The organism is Rhizobium sp. RU36D (assembly GCF_900176345.1).
Taxonomy (GTDB): Bacteria; Pseudomonadota; Alphaproteobacteria; order Rhizobiales; family Rhizobiaceae; genus Allorhizobium.
This window is the reverse complement of sequence record NZ_FWXU01000006.1, coordinates 23,540-39,846: the sequence shown is the minus strand read 5'-3', so window position 1 is coordinate 39,846 and position 16,307 is coordinate 23,540. Positions and strand designations below refer to the sequence as shown.

The 16,307-nt window shown below is 59.7% G+C and carries 11 protein-coding genes; 4 read left to right on the top strand and 7 right to left on the bottom strand.

What is annotated here, in order from left to right; genetic code table 11:
• Positions 1-32: 32 nt before the first annotated feature.
• Both B9A97_RS09210 and B9A97_RS09205 read right to left on the bottom strand, forming a co-directional pair.
• Positions 33-983 carry a hypothetical protein gene (locus B9A97_RS09210; protein WP_084365036.1) on the bottom strand — a complete coding sequence of 317 codons (951 nt, stop codon included), beginning with the start codon at positions 981-983 and terminating at the stop codon, positions 33-35.
• A complete protein-coding gene (locus B9A97_RS09205; protein ID WP_084365035.1) occupies positions 973-2,526 on the bottom strand; it encodes a hypothetical protein in 1,554 nt (517 codons plus the stop codon). The genes B9A97_RS09210 and B9A97_RS09205 overlap by 11 nt, the downstream gene beginning before the upstream one ends.
• Before the next feature lie 119 nt (positions 2,527-2,645).
• On the opposite strand from B9A97_RS09205, the gene B9A97_RS09200 reads away from it, so the two are divergent.
• The 4 genes from B9A97_RS09200 to B9A97_RS09185 are packed head-to-tail and all read left to right on the top strand — an operon-like array spanning position 2,646 to position 10,662.
• Positions 2,646-3,953 carry an NADPH-dependent FMN reductase family protein gene (locus B9A97_RS09200; protein WP_143530385.1) on the top strand — a complete coding sequence of 436 codons (1,308 nt, stop codon included), beginning with the start codon at positions 2,646-2,648 and terminating at the stop codon, positions 3,951-3,953.
• On the top strand, positions 3,940-5,259 hold the full coding sequence (locus B9A97_RS09195) for a trypsin-like serine peptidase (protein ID WP_084365033.1): 1,320 nt from the start codon (positions 3,940-3,942) through the stop codon (positions 5,257-5,259). The genes B9A97_RS09200 and B9A97_RS09195 overlap by 14 nt, the downstream gene beginning before the upstream one ends.
• Complete coding sequence (locus B9A97_RS09190) at positions 5,256-8,150, top strand: hypothetical protein (protein WP_143530384.1); 2,895 nt, start codon at positions 5,256-5,258, stop codon at positions 8,148-8,150. Before B9A97_RS09195 ends, B9A97_RS09190 begins: the two co-directional genes overlap by 4 nt.
• 40 nt (positions 8,151-8,190) lie before the next feature.
• Entirely contained in the window at positions 8,191-10,662 is a 2,472-nt protein-coding gene (locus B9A97_RS09185; RefSeq protein WP_084365030.1) for a hypothetical protein, read from the top strand.
• 113 nt (positions 10,663-10,775) lie between these two features.
• Here B9A97_RS09185 and argE read toward each other — a convergent pair whose 3' ends face one another.
• Genes argE through B9A97_RS09160 form a run of 5 tightly spaced genes read right to left on the bottom strand, consistent with a single transcriptional unit; the run spans position 10,776 to position 16,299 of the window.
• Complete coding sequence (gene argE / locus B9A97_RS09180; protein WP_084365028.1) at positions 10,776-11,939, bottom strand: acetylornithine deacetylase; 1,164 nt, start codon at positions 11,937-11,939, stop codon at positions 10,776-10,778.
• A gap of 13 nt (positions 11,940-11,952) precedes the next feature.
• Positions 11,953-12,903, bottom strand: a complete 951-nt coding sequence (locus B9A97_RS09175) for a DUF6963 family protein (RefSeq protein ID WP_084365026.1) — start codon at positions 12,901-12,903, stop codon at positions 11,953-11,955.
• Positions 12,900-14,504 (bottom strand): dipeptide ABC transporter ATP-binding protein, encoded by a 1,605-nt coding sequence (locus tag B9A97_RS09170; protein ID WP_084365024.1) that lies wholly within the window; start codon positions 14,502-14,504, stop codon positions 12,900-12,902. Before B9A97_RS09170 ends, B9A97_RS09175 begins: the two co-directional genes overlap by 4 nt.
• Positions 14,504-15,376 (bottom strand): ABC transporter permease, encoded by an 873-nt coding sequence (locus tag B9A97_RS09165; protein WP_084365022.1) that lies wholly within the window; start codon positions 15,374-15,376, stop codon positions 14,504-14,506. Before B9A97_RS09165 ends, B9A97_RS09170 begins: the two co-directional genes overlap by 1 nt.
• Positions 15,376-16,299, bottom strand: coding sequence for an ABC transporter permease (locus B9A97_RS09160; RefSeq protein WP_084365020.1), 924 nt, complete (start codon positions 16,297-16,299; stop codon positions 15,376-15,378). Before B9A97_RS09160 ends, B9A97_RS09165 begins: the two co-directional genes overlap by 1 nt.
• Positions 16,300-16,307: the final 8 nt, after the last annotated feature.

The following is a 16,307-nucleotide window of genomic DNA, read 5'->3' as shown; positions in this document are numbered from 1 at the left end:
CTTCAAGAGTCTTCTGATCTGCATTTCGCCCCTCATTCAGGTTGTAGATTGGAGAGCCGATTTTCCAACGTCCCGGCCTCGCACGGACGCTCATCTGCCGCACCCAGCAGAACTCGGACGGTTGCAAGCGCCCGCCCTGCCTCGCTCTGACTCATGGGTTTGTAAAAGGCGGCAAGTTCGGAGAATGCTTCGATTGCATCGGAGGCTTCGACCAGCGCCTGACGGCGCACGTCAGGCGACTCTTCGAAACTGCGCACAATGAGACTGATGCAAGCGAGCGGAACGCCGTTCCTGGCGAAAGCCTGCTGATATGCCTGCGCGATTGCGGCACTCAGAAGATAGATCTGGTTGATAGCCAATCGGTCGTCGACGGAGGCCGGCATGAATGCAAAGAGCTCCGGCGGTACCGCAGTCTCGATGAAGACCTGGTTGGCGCCCGGCACGAACGGGCTCGTCAACGAACGTATGGTCGTGACATCAGCTGCGTTTAGCGAGATCGATAGTGCCGAAGGGTTTTCCAGAAACTCAGCCAATCCGGCAATGGGAAAATCATGCGCGAGGATTTCAAGCCGGCCCTCCGGCTTTTGGACACGCAAGGCCTCCAGCTTTTTCTGGCCCTCATCCAGCGCATCCTGCATCTTGGCCATACGGGCGTTCATGTCATGGATGATCTTCTGGTTTTGCGCATCTGCCATCGTCAACTGAGCTGCGCGGGTTTCCGCCGCGATACGTTTTCTTGCCTCCTCAGCCAAATCGGCAGGGGATATCAGCTTCAGGGGCGGATTCTGTTGCGGCTGCTCGTTCACGACAGGCGGCGGGGCCGGCGAAGCGGCCGATAGCGCATCAACCGCCTGCTGGGCATCCCCGAACTGCTGGCCCACCCCGACAACCCCCAGAAGCAGGATTGCGATCGAAAATAGCGAGATCATCAGGTCGGAGCCCGGCCCGTAGGGATCCTCACTGTCAAATGCCTCATTGGACATTGCCGTAAGCCTCCGGTGCCGCCGGTGCGGAAAGGCCTGACCCATTCATCGCCTCCTGCAGCAGCGCAGCGACGTCATAGCCATGGAGAGAGAAGCCTAGTCCGCCAGCGGTCAGCAACAGCATGGCTGTCATCGCCAGCGCAATACGGGTCTGACGGCGACCTTCGCTGCTGATCTGGCGTATAGAAGCTGCATGCGCCTCGTGCATCTTGCCCAGTTCAGCGAGAAGACCGGCGAGCACCTCCTGCTGCAATTCGCCGCCGAGTTTTTGCGGCAGGCCGGAGGCAAGCTCGCTCGAAAGCGTGCGCATGGCATCGACCACCGAACCGGCTATCGCATTGCCCGTTTCGGCCGCCATCTTGTTGTTGGTCTCTATTGCGGTGGCAAGATCTCGGTGGTTACGCTCGACGAGCCCTGTAAGCTCCGTGGCAATTGCCTCCATCCGCTTAGCGGCCCCTTTTTCCGCGGTGGAAAGCGAGGCCGAAACCTCCCGGGCGGCATCGGCGGCAATGGCGGACTGTTCCAGCAATTGCTTGAGCGCTGCCGCGTTGCTGGCAAAGAGCTGCACGGGTTCCGTGAGCGCCGTCCCGAGCTTTCCTGACGTTTCGGATAGTTGCGTGGCGTTCTCGTTCAGGCTCTTGTTTGCCGACGAGAGCATGGCGAGGTTTTCCTTCATCACGCCGCGTAGCGCGTCGGCAGTGTGCACCAACTCGGTATTCTGGTTGGTGTGGTTGCGGAAGAGCTTCTGTACTCTCTGGCAAATGGCGTGAATGTCCTCGGCAAGGCGACGTTCATCTTCCCGTGCCTGCGCGGCGAGAAAAAATATGACAAAGGCAGCGATCAGGCCGGCGATGGACGTTCCGAATGCTATGGCCAGGCCTTGTACGACCTCACCCATAAGACCCGCGATGTTATCGCGAATGCCTTCGAGTTCGGCATTGAGTGATGCCGCGTTAGGACTGTTGGCAAGCTCGGTGCCTCGCCACATAAATACGTTCTGGACGTTGCTGAGCGATTGGATCAATCCGAAGAACGTGCCTAGGATGCCCGCGCGAACAGCCAGTGTCTGATAGGATCCGATGCGCGTCGAGTGGGCGTGCAAGGCTGGCAGCTCAGTTCGCAGAGCCAGATGGACTGGCTCAAAGCGGAAGAAGCGTGCATCCGCGTGAAGCAGCGACACGATCCGCCCCGTCGACGTTCGCTGGCGAAGCTCGGCGTCCCTGCTGCCGAAGATACCCGACGCGACCGCGTCGTCTGCGCTGGGAACATATTGCCACGCCCCCTCGGCAAGTGCGTCGACTTGGGCGCGCAGGAAGGCAACGACCTGATCTTCGCGCCGCACCCTCTGCCATCCGCGGAAGAAAGCGAAGAGCGCCATGGCAACGAAAACGACATAGATCGCGACGGAGGAGTAAAGCGCTGCAGGAGATTGCGTCAACGGCTGCATGGTCGGGGCCAGCGACGGCTCGAACCACATCAGCCAAACCACCATAACGGGTACCAAGATCACGGCGAGAGCCGCGCCGGTGAAATGCCGCATCATATACCCAAAAACGAGAATAAACCTTCGACACAAGTAAAACGTTTATTTTGTGTTTGCAATCTATTGATTGTGTTTTTTTCATCATCTATTTTTAATTGTAACTAGAGGATGGGAGCGTCATGGGTGTTTCGAGAGGTGAATTCCGTCAATTTTTCACGGCACGGAATCCCAATATTGTCAGGACATCGACCCAGGGCATGTGCCCTGTCGGCTCCAATTTGGATAAGACCCCCGTTGATGTGACGATCATATCCAGGGATGAGCGGGGTAGGTGGGTTTATGGCGAGGAGGTGAAGGCCGACCGCGCGACCCGCCAACGCATTTTACCGCGCGGCATAGACGGTTCTGAAGACAGGTATTACCAACGCGTCGAGTATGAATTTGGCGTCGAAAAGTTGAAACGCGCAGGAGGAGGTCGGCCGGCGACCCTCGTGTGCGCGGCCATGCCGGCCGGATATGCGACTGTCTTTCTCACGCCACTGCAGACTTATTGGGCAAAGGAAAGCATGGCAAAACTTCCTGAGGCCTATGACACTGACGACGGAGTAGGCCTTGCTGCGAAGTTCAATCCGCTCGGATTTTCGCCGGAAAACCTTGCCGCCCGCACGACCAATCCAGACTTGCAGGCTATTGCCGACATCGCCAATGCGGACCGCGATATCTACCTGACAAAGAACACGCTGTATCGTGCTTCCTTTGCAGGCGCGCTCGTCAGCGACGCGTTCCATGACCACAATCCCAACGCAATAGACACGCGGTGGATCCGGGGACAGAGCAAGACAGTTGACGCCGCACGGGATGAAAAGGACCAGGACGACGACCGGCGCAACGCGCCCGAAGACGAGCATCGACTTGGGCTTGTGTTGTCGGATCTCGGATCAATCGAAACCATCGCGGCGGAGATCATCGTCGGCCTGAATGACTTTCGCAGGCAGCTGGAAAAAAGCCTCCATAAAGGCTTCCTCATCCGCGCCGGACGTCGCATCAAGATTGACGCTGACCTTGAGAACCTCCTCGACCACGCCATCGAACTGGGCGTTTGGCAGGCACTCGCCGGCGTCGACGAACGCCTGAAGGTCTATTCGGGCGATGCGGTCGAAACGCTCGCACAGCGCTATGCTGAATACCATCTTTCCGTATGGAACAAGACACTGATCAAGGTGTCGGCATTTCTTCGCCAACCGATGCCGATAGGCGCAGACGGCGAATTTCTGCGAGGAGCAGACGCCACCGCAGCCACGCAGGACCAGTTCGAGGCCTATGAATTGCTCTTCCGCCTCGAGAGGGCGGGAAGTGAGCGCGAACGCCTTACACTCATGATCGAAATGCTGAAAACCGTCGATCTCGGTTTGAGTCCGGAGATGATCGCGGCGGGTATTCGCCTCAAGATGCGTGAGATCCGGAAACTCGACGATGCTGCCGATTGAACTGATGGTCAGAATAGAACCGGGTGCGGGATCGGCCTTTGGCTCGGGAATACTCATCGGACAAAGCCATGTGCTTACCTGCGCACATGTCGTCGATCCGGATTACAGCAAAGCCGACTATGCCGATCCGGACGGTGATCCCGGCGCCCTCTCCAATATCAACGACGGGGCATTTCACAACGCCGAACTGAGCAATCGAATGGCCCGCCGCTTCGTCGACGTTATCCCTTACGACGGGATTACCCGTAAGGCGAGCCTCCTCGCCGTCCACGCCAACGAAGATCTCGCGCTCTTGCGGCTTTCGACGCCCGCCCCCTATGCGGTCCGCATACCGCAGTTTCAGACAGACTATGAAGCGACTAACGCGTTGCCGGCGGCGGGATTGGGCTTCCGTCGCACACGGGCAAACGCCTATTCGATACGCTGCGAGACACTGACACTCACGGCCTCCGACAGTGCAGTCTTTGCCGCACGAGGAAGTACCTTTCACGGTCAAGCGAGCGAAGGCATGAGCGGTGGCCCGGTCATGATGGAATTTGCCGGTGGCAGGCTCAAGATAGCTGCCATGTTGACCAAAGGGGGCAGTACGCAAGCCTCGTGTGGCGTCATTCGAGCCGACACGCTGTTGGAATTCCTAAAATCCCACCTCGGAGAAGAGGCCTTCGCGCCGCAAGGCAACGCCACCTTCGGCCTTACGCCTGAATTGCAAGCGCTGTCCGGTAGAGCTCGAACCGCGACACGCTGGATCCCGCTTCCAAAGACGAAGCGCGATGGTGATGGCTATGGCTATAACCACATTCGTTTCATCGCGTCGCGCCCCCTCACCTTTGCCGACCTGGATGCCGTAACCGGTTATCGGGTCAAGCAACAGAATAGGCTCAATCGCGAGGGCTTTTTTGCGCCCGTGACGATAGATGAGGCATCTGAGGTCGTCCGGCTTTTCACAGAGAGGCTGGGCGAGAGGTTTTCCATCCCGGACCGCAAGGCTCAGGATAGTCTTCAGCCACCATCCGACATCAACGGCGGCGCGGTGGGGCGACATCACCTGGCGGATCATGCACGGCCAGAACTCGTGCTTGCACCGGAATGGGATAGCCGACGCTACCGTCCCCATGATGGCGCCATCTTTCCAGCCGCCGGTGTACCGGAATGGATCGTGGATGACGGGAGAAGCCGACTCGCCTTTGCCGACCCCGAGCGGCCCGGTTGGGACATCACGGCCCTGCCCGGTTCATTGGCTCAAAAAAGTTACAAGGCGTTGCTGCGGCCTGTGCTGACGATACCAGTTTGGACGACCGCGCAATGACGGGCGAAACCGATAACAGCGCAGCAGCGATTTCCCCGGGATACGGGGAGGATTCGTCCGCGCCACAATCGTCAGAAAAAACAAGCGGGCTCAGCTTCGGCGTCAAGGATCTGCGCCCCAAAGGCGGGCCTACCGATGAAAACACAGCCACCAAAAGCGAGCCTGCGGCCCCGCAGCTCTATTCGGTAGACACTTTCGACCGTTATGCGAGCACACAGCTTCAGCAATTGCGGATGATGCCGGGCAGCGATCGCGATCTGCATTTCTGGCGGCATCTCCGGGCCATCGCCGCCGCCGCTGACGGTCTCGGTCTTCAGGCACCCGATCCGGTCATCGCCGTGGTCCAGCGAGAAATCGACTTCGTTTCGCTTGCGGTGCTTGCTGAAGAAATGGGCACAGAGCCAGAGGCCCCCATGCACACGGTCTCGCTTTCGGCTGGCTCAACAGCCGGAAATACGCCAGAGCTACTGGCCGGCCGACTTGAGGAAGAGGTAAGAGCGAAAAAACTTGAGGGCGAGTTCATTCTTCTCGTCCTGCCAAACTGGGCCATCACGCCGGCTTGGGAAAGTATCCCAAGAGACGATGCCGACACCCCGCTCAAGCAATTCCTCCGGCAAGCCGGCAAACGGCTGATCATCGGCATAGAGCCGCCGCCGCTCCAGCACCTCTCCCAACTCGTCAACAGTGAAACTGGCCTTTCGTCTCTGCCTTGGGGATTGCCGTATCTGGCGCAACTTGCGGCGCAGAACAACTTCCGTGCGACGCATTTCGATCGCGCGCTCGTCAGAGGCCTGGACGCGGAGAGCACATGGGAGAATTTTTTGGACGACCAGCGGGAGGTCGGACGTTCTCTTCAATTCGCCGGTGCCAAGACAAGATACCGCGAGCCAGGCGAAATGACCGGCAAGTTACAGGTGCTATTGAAGGAAACGAATTTCAGCCTTGAGCATCTTTGGCAGTTGAGCGAAGCGCGTGCCAACGACGCCATCGGCCTCGAACTTCATGCGACAGTACTTGGAGAGGGAATCAAGGCACCCGCCATGATCAAACGCGGCCTATTATGCTCGGCCGCCTTTGCGACCGGACTGGCAAGCGGCCGCTTTCTTGCAATTGTCCGCGCATCACTGCCCGAGGGCGAGCCAATCAGCCTGTTTGATCTTACGAAAGACGAACGCGACGAAGTCATGCTGCTTGCCAGCATGCAGGGGTCTGAACACAAGATCTTGCCACCACTGCCAACCCTTCGGGACTACTTCGACCGTCATGTCGACCGCATATGCCGAGCCTACGACATACAAACCGACACCAAAGGCAATATTGAACTGGCGGAGAGTTGGAGAGCCTTCCCGCTTGCAAGCTATATCTGCGCCAGAGCTCCATCCATGGCGATCGAGTATACCAAACGGCTTCTTGCCGGCGCAAAGGATATTGATGATCTTGGCGCGGGAGAAATCAATCCGCTCGTGCGTATCATTGCGACCCTGCAATGCCATCTGCCATCCGGCATCAGCCGCCCGCAACTTGCCGAGTGGCTTCTCGAATGCGCAGTAAAGCCTTTCGCGCGAGAGCATCTGCGGGCAATTCAGGAAAAGATAGCGGAAAATGGTCACGCGACGCGGGAGGCGCAGCAGCCGCCACTCGACCTGATGGCAGAAATCGCTCAGGCCGTGGCTCAGGCGATTATCGAGTTTCTTACGGAGTTCAGAAAGGCGGCGGCGAGCGCCGGACTGCACTCATCCATGGAGCAAGAGGGAGCCTATCTGCGTCAGGCGGTGCTCGACCAGATCGTCAACTCGCAGCTTGCCGTCATGCTGGCACTGTTCATGATCCTTATGGATAAGGACGCGCGGCCCGAGGAGCATGACGCGCTCGAAAGCATTGTCCAGAAGGCCATCACCAAACAGCAGCAGATGAGTTTCATCCTCGATCTGATCTTGTTTTACTTCAATCGACCGAAAATTGGCGACACGGAAGCCCGCTGTGCCGGGGCATGTCGCTTACTCGCATTCTTCTCTCGCGCGGCAAGCAGGCCGAACAGTCACCCAGCCTGGGCCACCGCACGTGACAAAATCCTGTCGATGCTGCTGAGCAACGATATTCGCTGGCCTCCAAATAATTTTGCCCTTTTGCCCTACGAGCTGCATCGCCGTTGGATAGCGATTGAATCAGTGGTTTTTGGCGAGGGCGATACCGGTGTGCCGGCAATTTTCCGCGAGGGAATAAACATCGTCACATCCCATTTTTTCGCTCGGGATGTATCGAACTGGCTTGCGGAAAGTTGGGAGGACTGGGCTGCGAAAGAGGCACCTCGGCGCCTGTACGACACTGTCATGGTGCTTCTCGACGGACCTCCGGCGAAAACACAGTACTGGGCGACCCGCGGGTTCGAGCGCATGGCCAACACCATGCTGAACACTCTGCTTGTTGAATGTGGCGCAAGAGGCCTTGCTTCGCTGGACGACTATGCCGCCAAACTTGCCGCTTGCCCCGACTATTTTGACCCACCGCTTAAGAGCAAACCCTATGTCCAGCTTTATTCGCTGTTCTGGCCAGCGCTCCTGCTTTTCTGGCGGCTGCGGCTCTTCGGAGTCGAGCCATTGGACGCGACCGACCCACACACCACACAGTTCAGGGCGTTTCTGGAACGTGTCTGCCGCACCGCCTCTCCTGGAACGATTGCCAGAATGGCTGACGGCATGAAGCTGCTGGTCACTGCACTGGACCGCACGGTGCTTGCCGCAATTGTCCGACAGACCGATCCGGCGGCTCACGCCTTTTATAGCCAGAAACGCGAGGCGGCGGCGAGGCTGGAGGAATTCCTCCGCAAACGTGTGGCTGCCGGTCAATCTCAGGGTCATCAGCTTCTGGGAAGCAGGCGGAAGATGGACTAGGTCGCTGCGGATTTGAACCAAGCTAACTCAGGAAGCCCTCATGCAACAGACCCAGGTGGAATACAGAAACGCGATTAGGGCCCTGAGCGACGGCGAGGAAGCACCGCTCGGCTTCGATGTCGTAACGCTCGACCGCAAAGGAAAACCGGTCTCCGGCCTATCCGCATTGATACCTGGAGTGCGACATCGCATAGCCATTCATCGCAGCTTTCACCGGTCGATTACCAACGCAGCCCAACGGGTGAAGCATTTCCTCGAACCACAGATCTTCCACACCCGTGAGAAGACCGAGTTCAATCTGCATTTGCGCATCTCCGTGGATCGCTCTCGCATTATTGAGATCGCGCAGAAGCATTTCGACGAGGTACTTGAGCCGGAGGACCTGTTTTTTCGCGAATTCGCGCGCTTGCTTCTCGACCTTCTTGAGACGTCCGCCAAGAAAGAAACCGGCAGTATAGACAAGCGCATCGGCGCCAATCGCCGCCCCTGGCAGAAGCAACTGGAGACGAATCTATCAAGTCGCTTCGGGGTCGGTGTCGAAATCATATTCGATATCGAACGAGAGGTCGCCGCAGACAAGATCGTACGCACGGAACCCGGCGAATATCGACACGTCTATTTCCGCGACCGCATCGATAAGACCTACCCACTGATGATCGACCTGCGGCTACGCCAACTACCATCGACGCTGGAGAGTGTTGCCCTGCCGCGTGAGGAGGCCAAGCTGAAGACGAACCTCTTCGATATGGTTGCGCGTGCCTGCGAAGAAGACCTCCTGCTGAGCCATTACTGGTTCGATGCGGAGAAAATGCATGATGTGGTCAAGCAGCGTCTCGACACTTATCTGGAAAGCTACGCGCATTCCGTCGCAAATCTGCAGATTGCACGACCGACGAGCGAAGCCAGCAGTCCGCCGGCGCGAAGCGAAAAGCTCAACCAGACGATTGTCTGGCGGGACAACCGCGGCTACGACCTTGAATTTCGGGCGGAGGCGATTGCTATCATAGCGGAAAATGGAGCCGGTCTCTATGATCGGGAAGGCCGACCCGAGCGAAGTGCCTGGTTCAACGATGCAATCACACAAGAGCTGAAACATCGGCTGGCCGGCGTTTCCATCGTCGATCTCGACGAAAATGCCGTTGCAGAACACAGCAAGGAGGTTGAGAAAGGCATCTCCGCGCGCGCCAAGGAGATCGGTCTTCATCTCGACCTCTTCATTGGCAGGACGTATCTGCCAAACCAGAAATGGAACAAGCCGGTCATCGTTCCGATTGCAAGTCGGGCTTATCGCACGGCGGATCCAAAAATCGCCGGCCATTTTTCGATGGACATCGAGCTTTCATTCGATGACCGCAAGGCCGCCGAGACTTTCATGAACGAATACCATCAGTCGAAGCTTTACGGCGGGACGCCGCAATCAGGCTCCGACAGCGGCGAGTGGAATGCCTTGCCGGACGAGTTCATCCAGGAAAAGATCATCGAGCTTGCCGTAGAAGCGGCCACCTTCGAAATGCAGCATATCGACCCCAATGACTATTTCACGGATTTCGTGACACAAAACAGATGGGAGGTGGCCATTCCCACGCTCTCGGCACCCGGAACAAGATCTGGCGCTAACGTGATCAGGGAGCGCATCTGCGACACACTGGCAAAACGCTATCCCGGCGTGACATTCCATAACATTCACTTTCACAGGGCCGACAATGACCTTGAGAAACTGCGCCGGCTGATCGCCGCCCTCAAACCAATTGAGTTCGAGTGCCAGATCGACGACCATTTTCACATAAACGCTGCCCTCGACCGCAAGTTGAAAGGCTATGTCTTCGTGGAATCGGGTGACGCCGAAAGGATCGTCTGGATGCTCTACAAGGACCTGGACAAGCTGACGCCGGAAGCCTTCACTGCACAGATATGCGATCACCTGACCAATTTCGTCCAAAGGAAGCTCTTCAATGCCAGCCAGGAAGAGCTGAATTCCTTGATGGAAAGTCTGACGGAGGCAGGCTCCACATATGACGGCACGACGAGGTCGGCGCTCAAGAGAGAAATCCAGAACACAATCAAGAAAAACTTCGGCCTGATCTGCGGAGACGTCGAGCTTCGCGTTCTGATGTCAGACGATTACATGCTTCTCAAGAACGAGAGGCGCGATTCTCTGCTTGATCCAGTACGCATGAACCAACTTGAACGTGCTTCTCTAAAGATCCAGTACGAAAACCTGCTGGCAGAGCGCGCGAAGGTCCTCGGGACCACCGACGAGGACATCACGCACCGAAACCTTTTGACGGCGGAGATCGAGGAGATAAAAAAGCGGATGAACACACGCCAGGAGGATGCGAGCGGCCGGCTCGGCGCACCCTCCAGCGAACATGTCGCCCATGCCTCATTTCTATTGTCCCAGCGCAGAGGCGAAGAGAGGCAAGGGTCGCGCGAGGATACGGCGAACACGCAGCCGCAGTCGCCGCCTGACGACATCATGGATCTGACCGCGGACGGAAGCGACCCGTTATAGGCCTGGGATAGCGCGTTCCCAGCGTCGATATCTTCCCTGGCGTTCGACCCGCGTTCCGGACGGGGCTTCCTCTCCGTCAGCCGGTGGTCGCGGCCACCGAATCGGCGAGGCCTCTATGTCGCCGCAAGTGTCCTGATCACGGCGCTGAGCATGGCGTCGCACTGGGCCAGTTGCGTTTCCTCTACATATTCGTCCGGCTTGTGTCCCTGATCCATATTGCCGGGGCCGCATACAACAGTGGGAATTTTCCAGGTATCGGCAAAGAAGCCGGCTTCCGTGCCGTAGCTGACCTTGGTCACGGGTCCGCTTCCGCCAAGAGCCAGGGCCCAACCCACGATCTCTGCATCATCAGGGGTTTCGATGCCCGGATAGGCGTTGATCTCCTCGATTGCGACATCGACCCATGGATGGCGCATGCGCCATCTCGAGACCAGATCGGATATCTGTCGGGCGATGTCATCGATGATGCCGTGCGTCTCGGTTGCCAGATGTCGGATCTCGAACTCAAGCTCGGCATGGTGGGGCACGATGTTGAGCGCCGTACCCCCAGATAGCGTGCCCACATGCACCGTTGTATAGGGGATGTCATAGGCGTCGTCCCGGGCGCCTGTTGTCTCCAGCCTGGCTTGTACTCCCCTCAGAATGCCCACAGCCTCCGCGGCGAGATGAATGGCATTGGCATAATTCGGCGCCGAAGCCGAATGGCCGGCGCTTCCGGAAAAGCGCATGCGATAGGATTTCTTGCCCTTGTGCCCGATGGCGACGCGCATCGAGGTAGGCTCCCCCACGATGCAGCGGTCGGGGATGCCGATGGTATCATCAAGCTTGCCGATCATCTCCGCCATGCCGACGCAACCCGCCTCCTCGTCGTAAGACAAGGCAATCTTCAGGGGTTTGATCAGTGGCGGCCCCTCGGCCGCTCGGGCGGCGGCGGCAAGTGCCGCTGCAGCAAATCCCTTCATGTCGGTCGTTCCGCGACCATAGAGCCTGCCGTCCTGGCGCGTCAGGCGGAAGGGATCGAAAGTCCAGTTCTGTCCCTCCACTGGCACGACATCGAGATGCGCAGACAGAAGCACACCACCGCGTCCTTTGGGCCCGAGACTGGCAAACAGACCGGCGCGTCCCGGAAGCTTGCCCGGCAGCCGGTATACGGAAAACCCGAGATCCTGGAGATAAGCCACAGAGAAATCGGTGATGGCCGAGTAGTCGGCCGCCGTGAAAACCGAGGGAAAACCGACTAGGCGTTCCAGGATTTCAGGCGTTTTATGATTGGACATGGGCTCCTCCCCGTCATTTTGTTTTTGTCCTGTAATTGATGGAGAAGTGGTCCTGCCCACTGAGGGTGACGATGCGGCCATCCTCCACAACAACATTCGGTTCTTCGGCAGTGACGCCAAGCAACTCACCGCCGCAGACGACCTCCGCCCCGATATAGATCGCAGCGCAATTGTGCCGGCCGGTCACGATCCGCGCATCGGTCGTTTCCACCCTTTCGGCAATGCCGTCGCGACCGACGATCAGCCGATCGCGATCACCAGCCATCACCGGAATGCCAGCGGGAATGCCGACGGTGCCGCTCGGCGCTTGCGACCGCAGCATGCATTCAAGGCCCGTCTCTGCCAGCAGCGGCGCGAGCGTGGTGGCCGGCCATATGGCATTGTGCAGGATGGCGATCGCCGAGCCGTCCGGTCCGGCAAGCAGCGCGGTCCCGAGATCCGGGCGCTGCGCCACCCGCGCACTGTTCATAAGATCGATGCCGCGCCGTGGCCCCAACGCAATCATGCCCGCATCCGATTGGGGGTTGGCGTCAAGCACCTGCCTGAGCGCAGCACTTGCCGTTAAGCCCTGTGCCATCGCGGCCAGGACGGCGTCATTCAACCTTGTACCATCCAGGCCCGCCCCATTCGGCAATCGGTGACCTGTTACTAGGCCGACCTCACCATCGGCGGGCAGAAACTGAGACAGGGGTGCGGGGCGATCCGGTCCGCTGGACATGACCGCAGCGAAAGGCGCGCTCGCGATGACGTCCGGCGGCGAGACACCGGTCTTTTCGCCCCGCGTGAAGAGTGTCGTCGTTCCGCCGCGCTGCGTCTCGGCGCGGTGCACCTTGCCCTCGTTATCGATGGCTGCGAACACCGCATAGCCTCCGATTGCCCCCTCTCCGATCCTTTCTGCCATCTGCAGGGTGCGGAAAACCGCAAGCCCGGCATTGGGTCCCATCGCGCCTATACCGATCGTCATGAGGCTGTCCTCCGGGGTTCGAGCTTCGGCACAGCGCCGATCAGGGCTTGCGTATAGGGGTGCTGCGGCTGGTCCATGACATCGCGGTTAGAACCGATTTCCACGATCTGTCCCGCCTTCATGACCGCGACGCGATGCGCCACCGATCGAACGACCGCGAGGTCGTGGGCGATAAAGAGATAGGCGATGCCGGTCTGGCGCTGAATCTCGCGCATCAGGTCAAGCACGGCGGACTGGACCGAGACATCCAGCGCGGAGGTCGGCTCGTCGGCGATGATCACCCGCGGCTGTGCGGCCAGGGCACGGGCAATGGCAATGCGCTGGCGCTGGCCGCCGGAAAGCTCATGGGGCAGCCTGTCTATCAACCCGCCGGGAAGCCGGACGAGATCGAGCAGCCGGGCCGCTTCGGTGCGTAGCGCCTTGCCCGACAGGCCGCGATGCAGCGCCAGCGGTTCAGACAGGGTCTGGGCGGCGGTGAAACGCGGGTCGAGGCTGGCATAGGGATCCTGGAAAATCATCTGTACCTTCGCCCGCGCCCGGCGCAACGCCCCGCCCCGTAGACCCGTGATATCATCCCCTTCGATCCACACGGAGCCTTCATGCGCGAGGTCGAGCCGGGACGCGATCCGCCCGAGGGTCGATTTTCCCGATCCGCTTTCGCCCACCAGAGCGAGCGTTTCGCCGGCCGCGACGGCAAGCGACACATGCTGCAGGACGCGATGCGTGGCGGAACCGGAGAGGAAACCACGCCCTCGGAAACTGCGGCCGATCTGTCGAAGCTCAAGCGCCGGGACCGGCTTGCTCTGTGCCAGGTCGTCCCGTACGGGGCCGTCCATACGGGGCACCGCGCTCAGCAATTGCTTCGTGTAGGCCTGCTCCGGACGCGCCAGAATATTGGCTGTCGTATCAGTCTCCACCAGCCTGCCGTACCGCATGACGGCGACGCGATCGGCCATGTCAGCCACGACGCCCATATCGTGGGTGATCAAGAGCAGGCTGGTGCCATTGTCCTTCGTGAGTGTCCTGATCAAGTCCAGGATCTGCGCCTGCACCGTCACGTCGAGTGCCGTTGTCGGCTCGTCGGCGATCAAGAGCTCCGGCTCGAGCGCCAAGGTCATGGCGATCATCACGCGCTGGCGCATGCCGCCGGAAAATTCATGCGGATATTGCCGCATGCGTCGCTCCACCTCGGTGATGCCGGCCCGGGCAAGCATATCCAGCGCGCGGCTCCGGGCCTCGCTGATCGATAGTCCCTTGTGGACGACAAGGGCTTCCGTCATCTGCCGTTCAACTGTCAGCACCGGGGTCAGGCTGGTCATCGGCTCCTGGAAGATCATGCCGATCCGTGCGCCGCGGATACGGCGCAAGCCGTTCTCATCCAGCGACGATATGACTGTGCCGCCAAGGAAAATGCGGCCTTCCGATCTTCTGGCACGCCTGGGCAGCAGCCCCATCACGCCAAGGGCCGTCAGGGACTTGCCTGATCCGCTCTCACCGACAAGCGCCAGCGTTTCCCCCCGCTCGATATTCAGGTTCAAATCCTGAACAACAGGCGTATCGCCGAAGGCAATGGACAGGCCTTCAATGGTCAGCACGGCCATCAGCGACCCTCCGATTTCGGATCGATGGCCTCACGAAGCGCATCGCCAAGCATGTTGAAGGCAAAGACCGTGAGCGCGATCGCAAGGCCAGGATAGAGCATCAGCCATGGCGCGCGGTTCATGAAGTCGCGGCCCGCGGACAGCATATACCCCCATTCCGGCTGCGGCGGCTGTGCGCCAAGGCCGAGGAAACCCAGGGCCGCGGCTGCGAGGATCGCATTGGACAGGCCGAGTGTCGCCACGACAATCATCGTCGGCATGATATTGGGAAGCAGATGCCGCAGGATCAGCCGCCCATGCCCGGCACCGGCTGCGATTGCCCCCTCGTAATAGGGCTTGGCGGTTTCGGCCAGCGCGCTGGCATAGGCCGTTCTCGCATAAAACGGCACTGCGGCCACGCCGACCGCGATCATGGCATTTGTGAGGCTCGGCCCGAGCACCGCGACGAAGGCCAGCGCAATCAGCGTATCGCTAAACGAGAACAGGACATCGGTCGAGTGCATCAGCAGCTTTTCAAGCCAACCGCCGAAATGGGCCGCTGCGAGACCGACAGCCAACCCGCTGACGAGGGAGATGCAGACCGCCACAGTGCCGATCTTCAGCGTCAGTTGCGCGCCGAAGAGAATGCGGGAGAAGACGTCGCGGCCCAGTTCGTCCGTGCCCAGCAGATGCGCCGCACCCGGCGGCATCAGGGGACGACCTGTTGCCAGTTTTGTCGGGCTGTAGGGCGCGATCCAGGGTGCCAGTAGCGCAGCCAGGATCAGCACAGCCAAGAGCGCCAGGCCGATCGCGCCGCCGGGATTGCGCATCAACCTCAACCAGAGCGGTCGCGGCATTCGGCGCGGCACATCGGCGATATCAACGACGTCCATCAGCTTCTCCTGATCCGGGGGTCGATGAAGGCATAGAGCAGGTCGAGAAGCAGCATCACGATCACGACTGTCGTCGCGAAGACCAGAATAAAGCCCTGGATGACGGGATAGTCGCGCTGGAAGATCGCCTCGATGGCGAGCCGGCCGATGCCGTTCCAGGCAAAGATATTCTCGACGACGATGGCGCCGCCCATCATGTAGCTGAACTGCAGGCCCATCATCGTGACGACCGGGACAAGCCCGGACCGCAGCACATGCCGGTATTGCACGATCGCCTTGGGCAGGCCCTTGGCATTGGCGGTGCGGACGAAATCCTGTTCCATCACGTCGATCATGCCGGACCGGGTCATGCGCGCAACGATGGCCGCATTGGAAAGCCCAAGCGTCAGCGCCGGCAGCACGAGGCTGAGCGGACCGCCACCCGCGACCGGCAGCCAGCCAAGATCGACCGAGAACCAGATCATCAGGATCAGCCCCAGCCAGAAATGCGGAATGGAGACCCCGCCAATGGCGGTCATCATGATCACGGTGTCCGTCCAGGTGCCGCGCCGGGAGGCGGCCCAGAATCCGGCGGGCAGGCCGATCAGCATCGCCACCATCATCGCGCTGAAGGCGAGCAGCAATGTATTCGGCAGGCGAGCCAATAGCAGGTCGAAGACCGGCTGCTCGCCGCGGATCGTCACGCCCATGTCACCCTGCAGCAAGCGGCCGACATAGCTCGCATATTGGACCAGGACAGGTCGATCGAGCCCGAGGCGCGCGCGGATCTCCTCCAGTTGCTCAGGGGTCGTGCCCTGGCTCTGGGTATACATGATCTGCACGGGATCGCCGGGCACCAGATGGATGAGAAGCGTCACCGCCACCGTTGCGGCAAAGATGGTCGCCAGACCCATGGCCAGGCGCTGCGAGAGATAGGCTAGCATCGGACAAC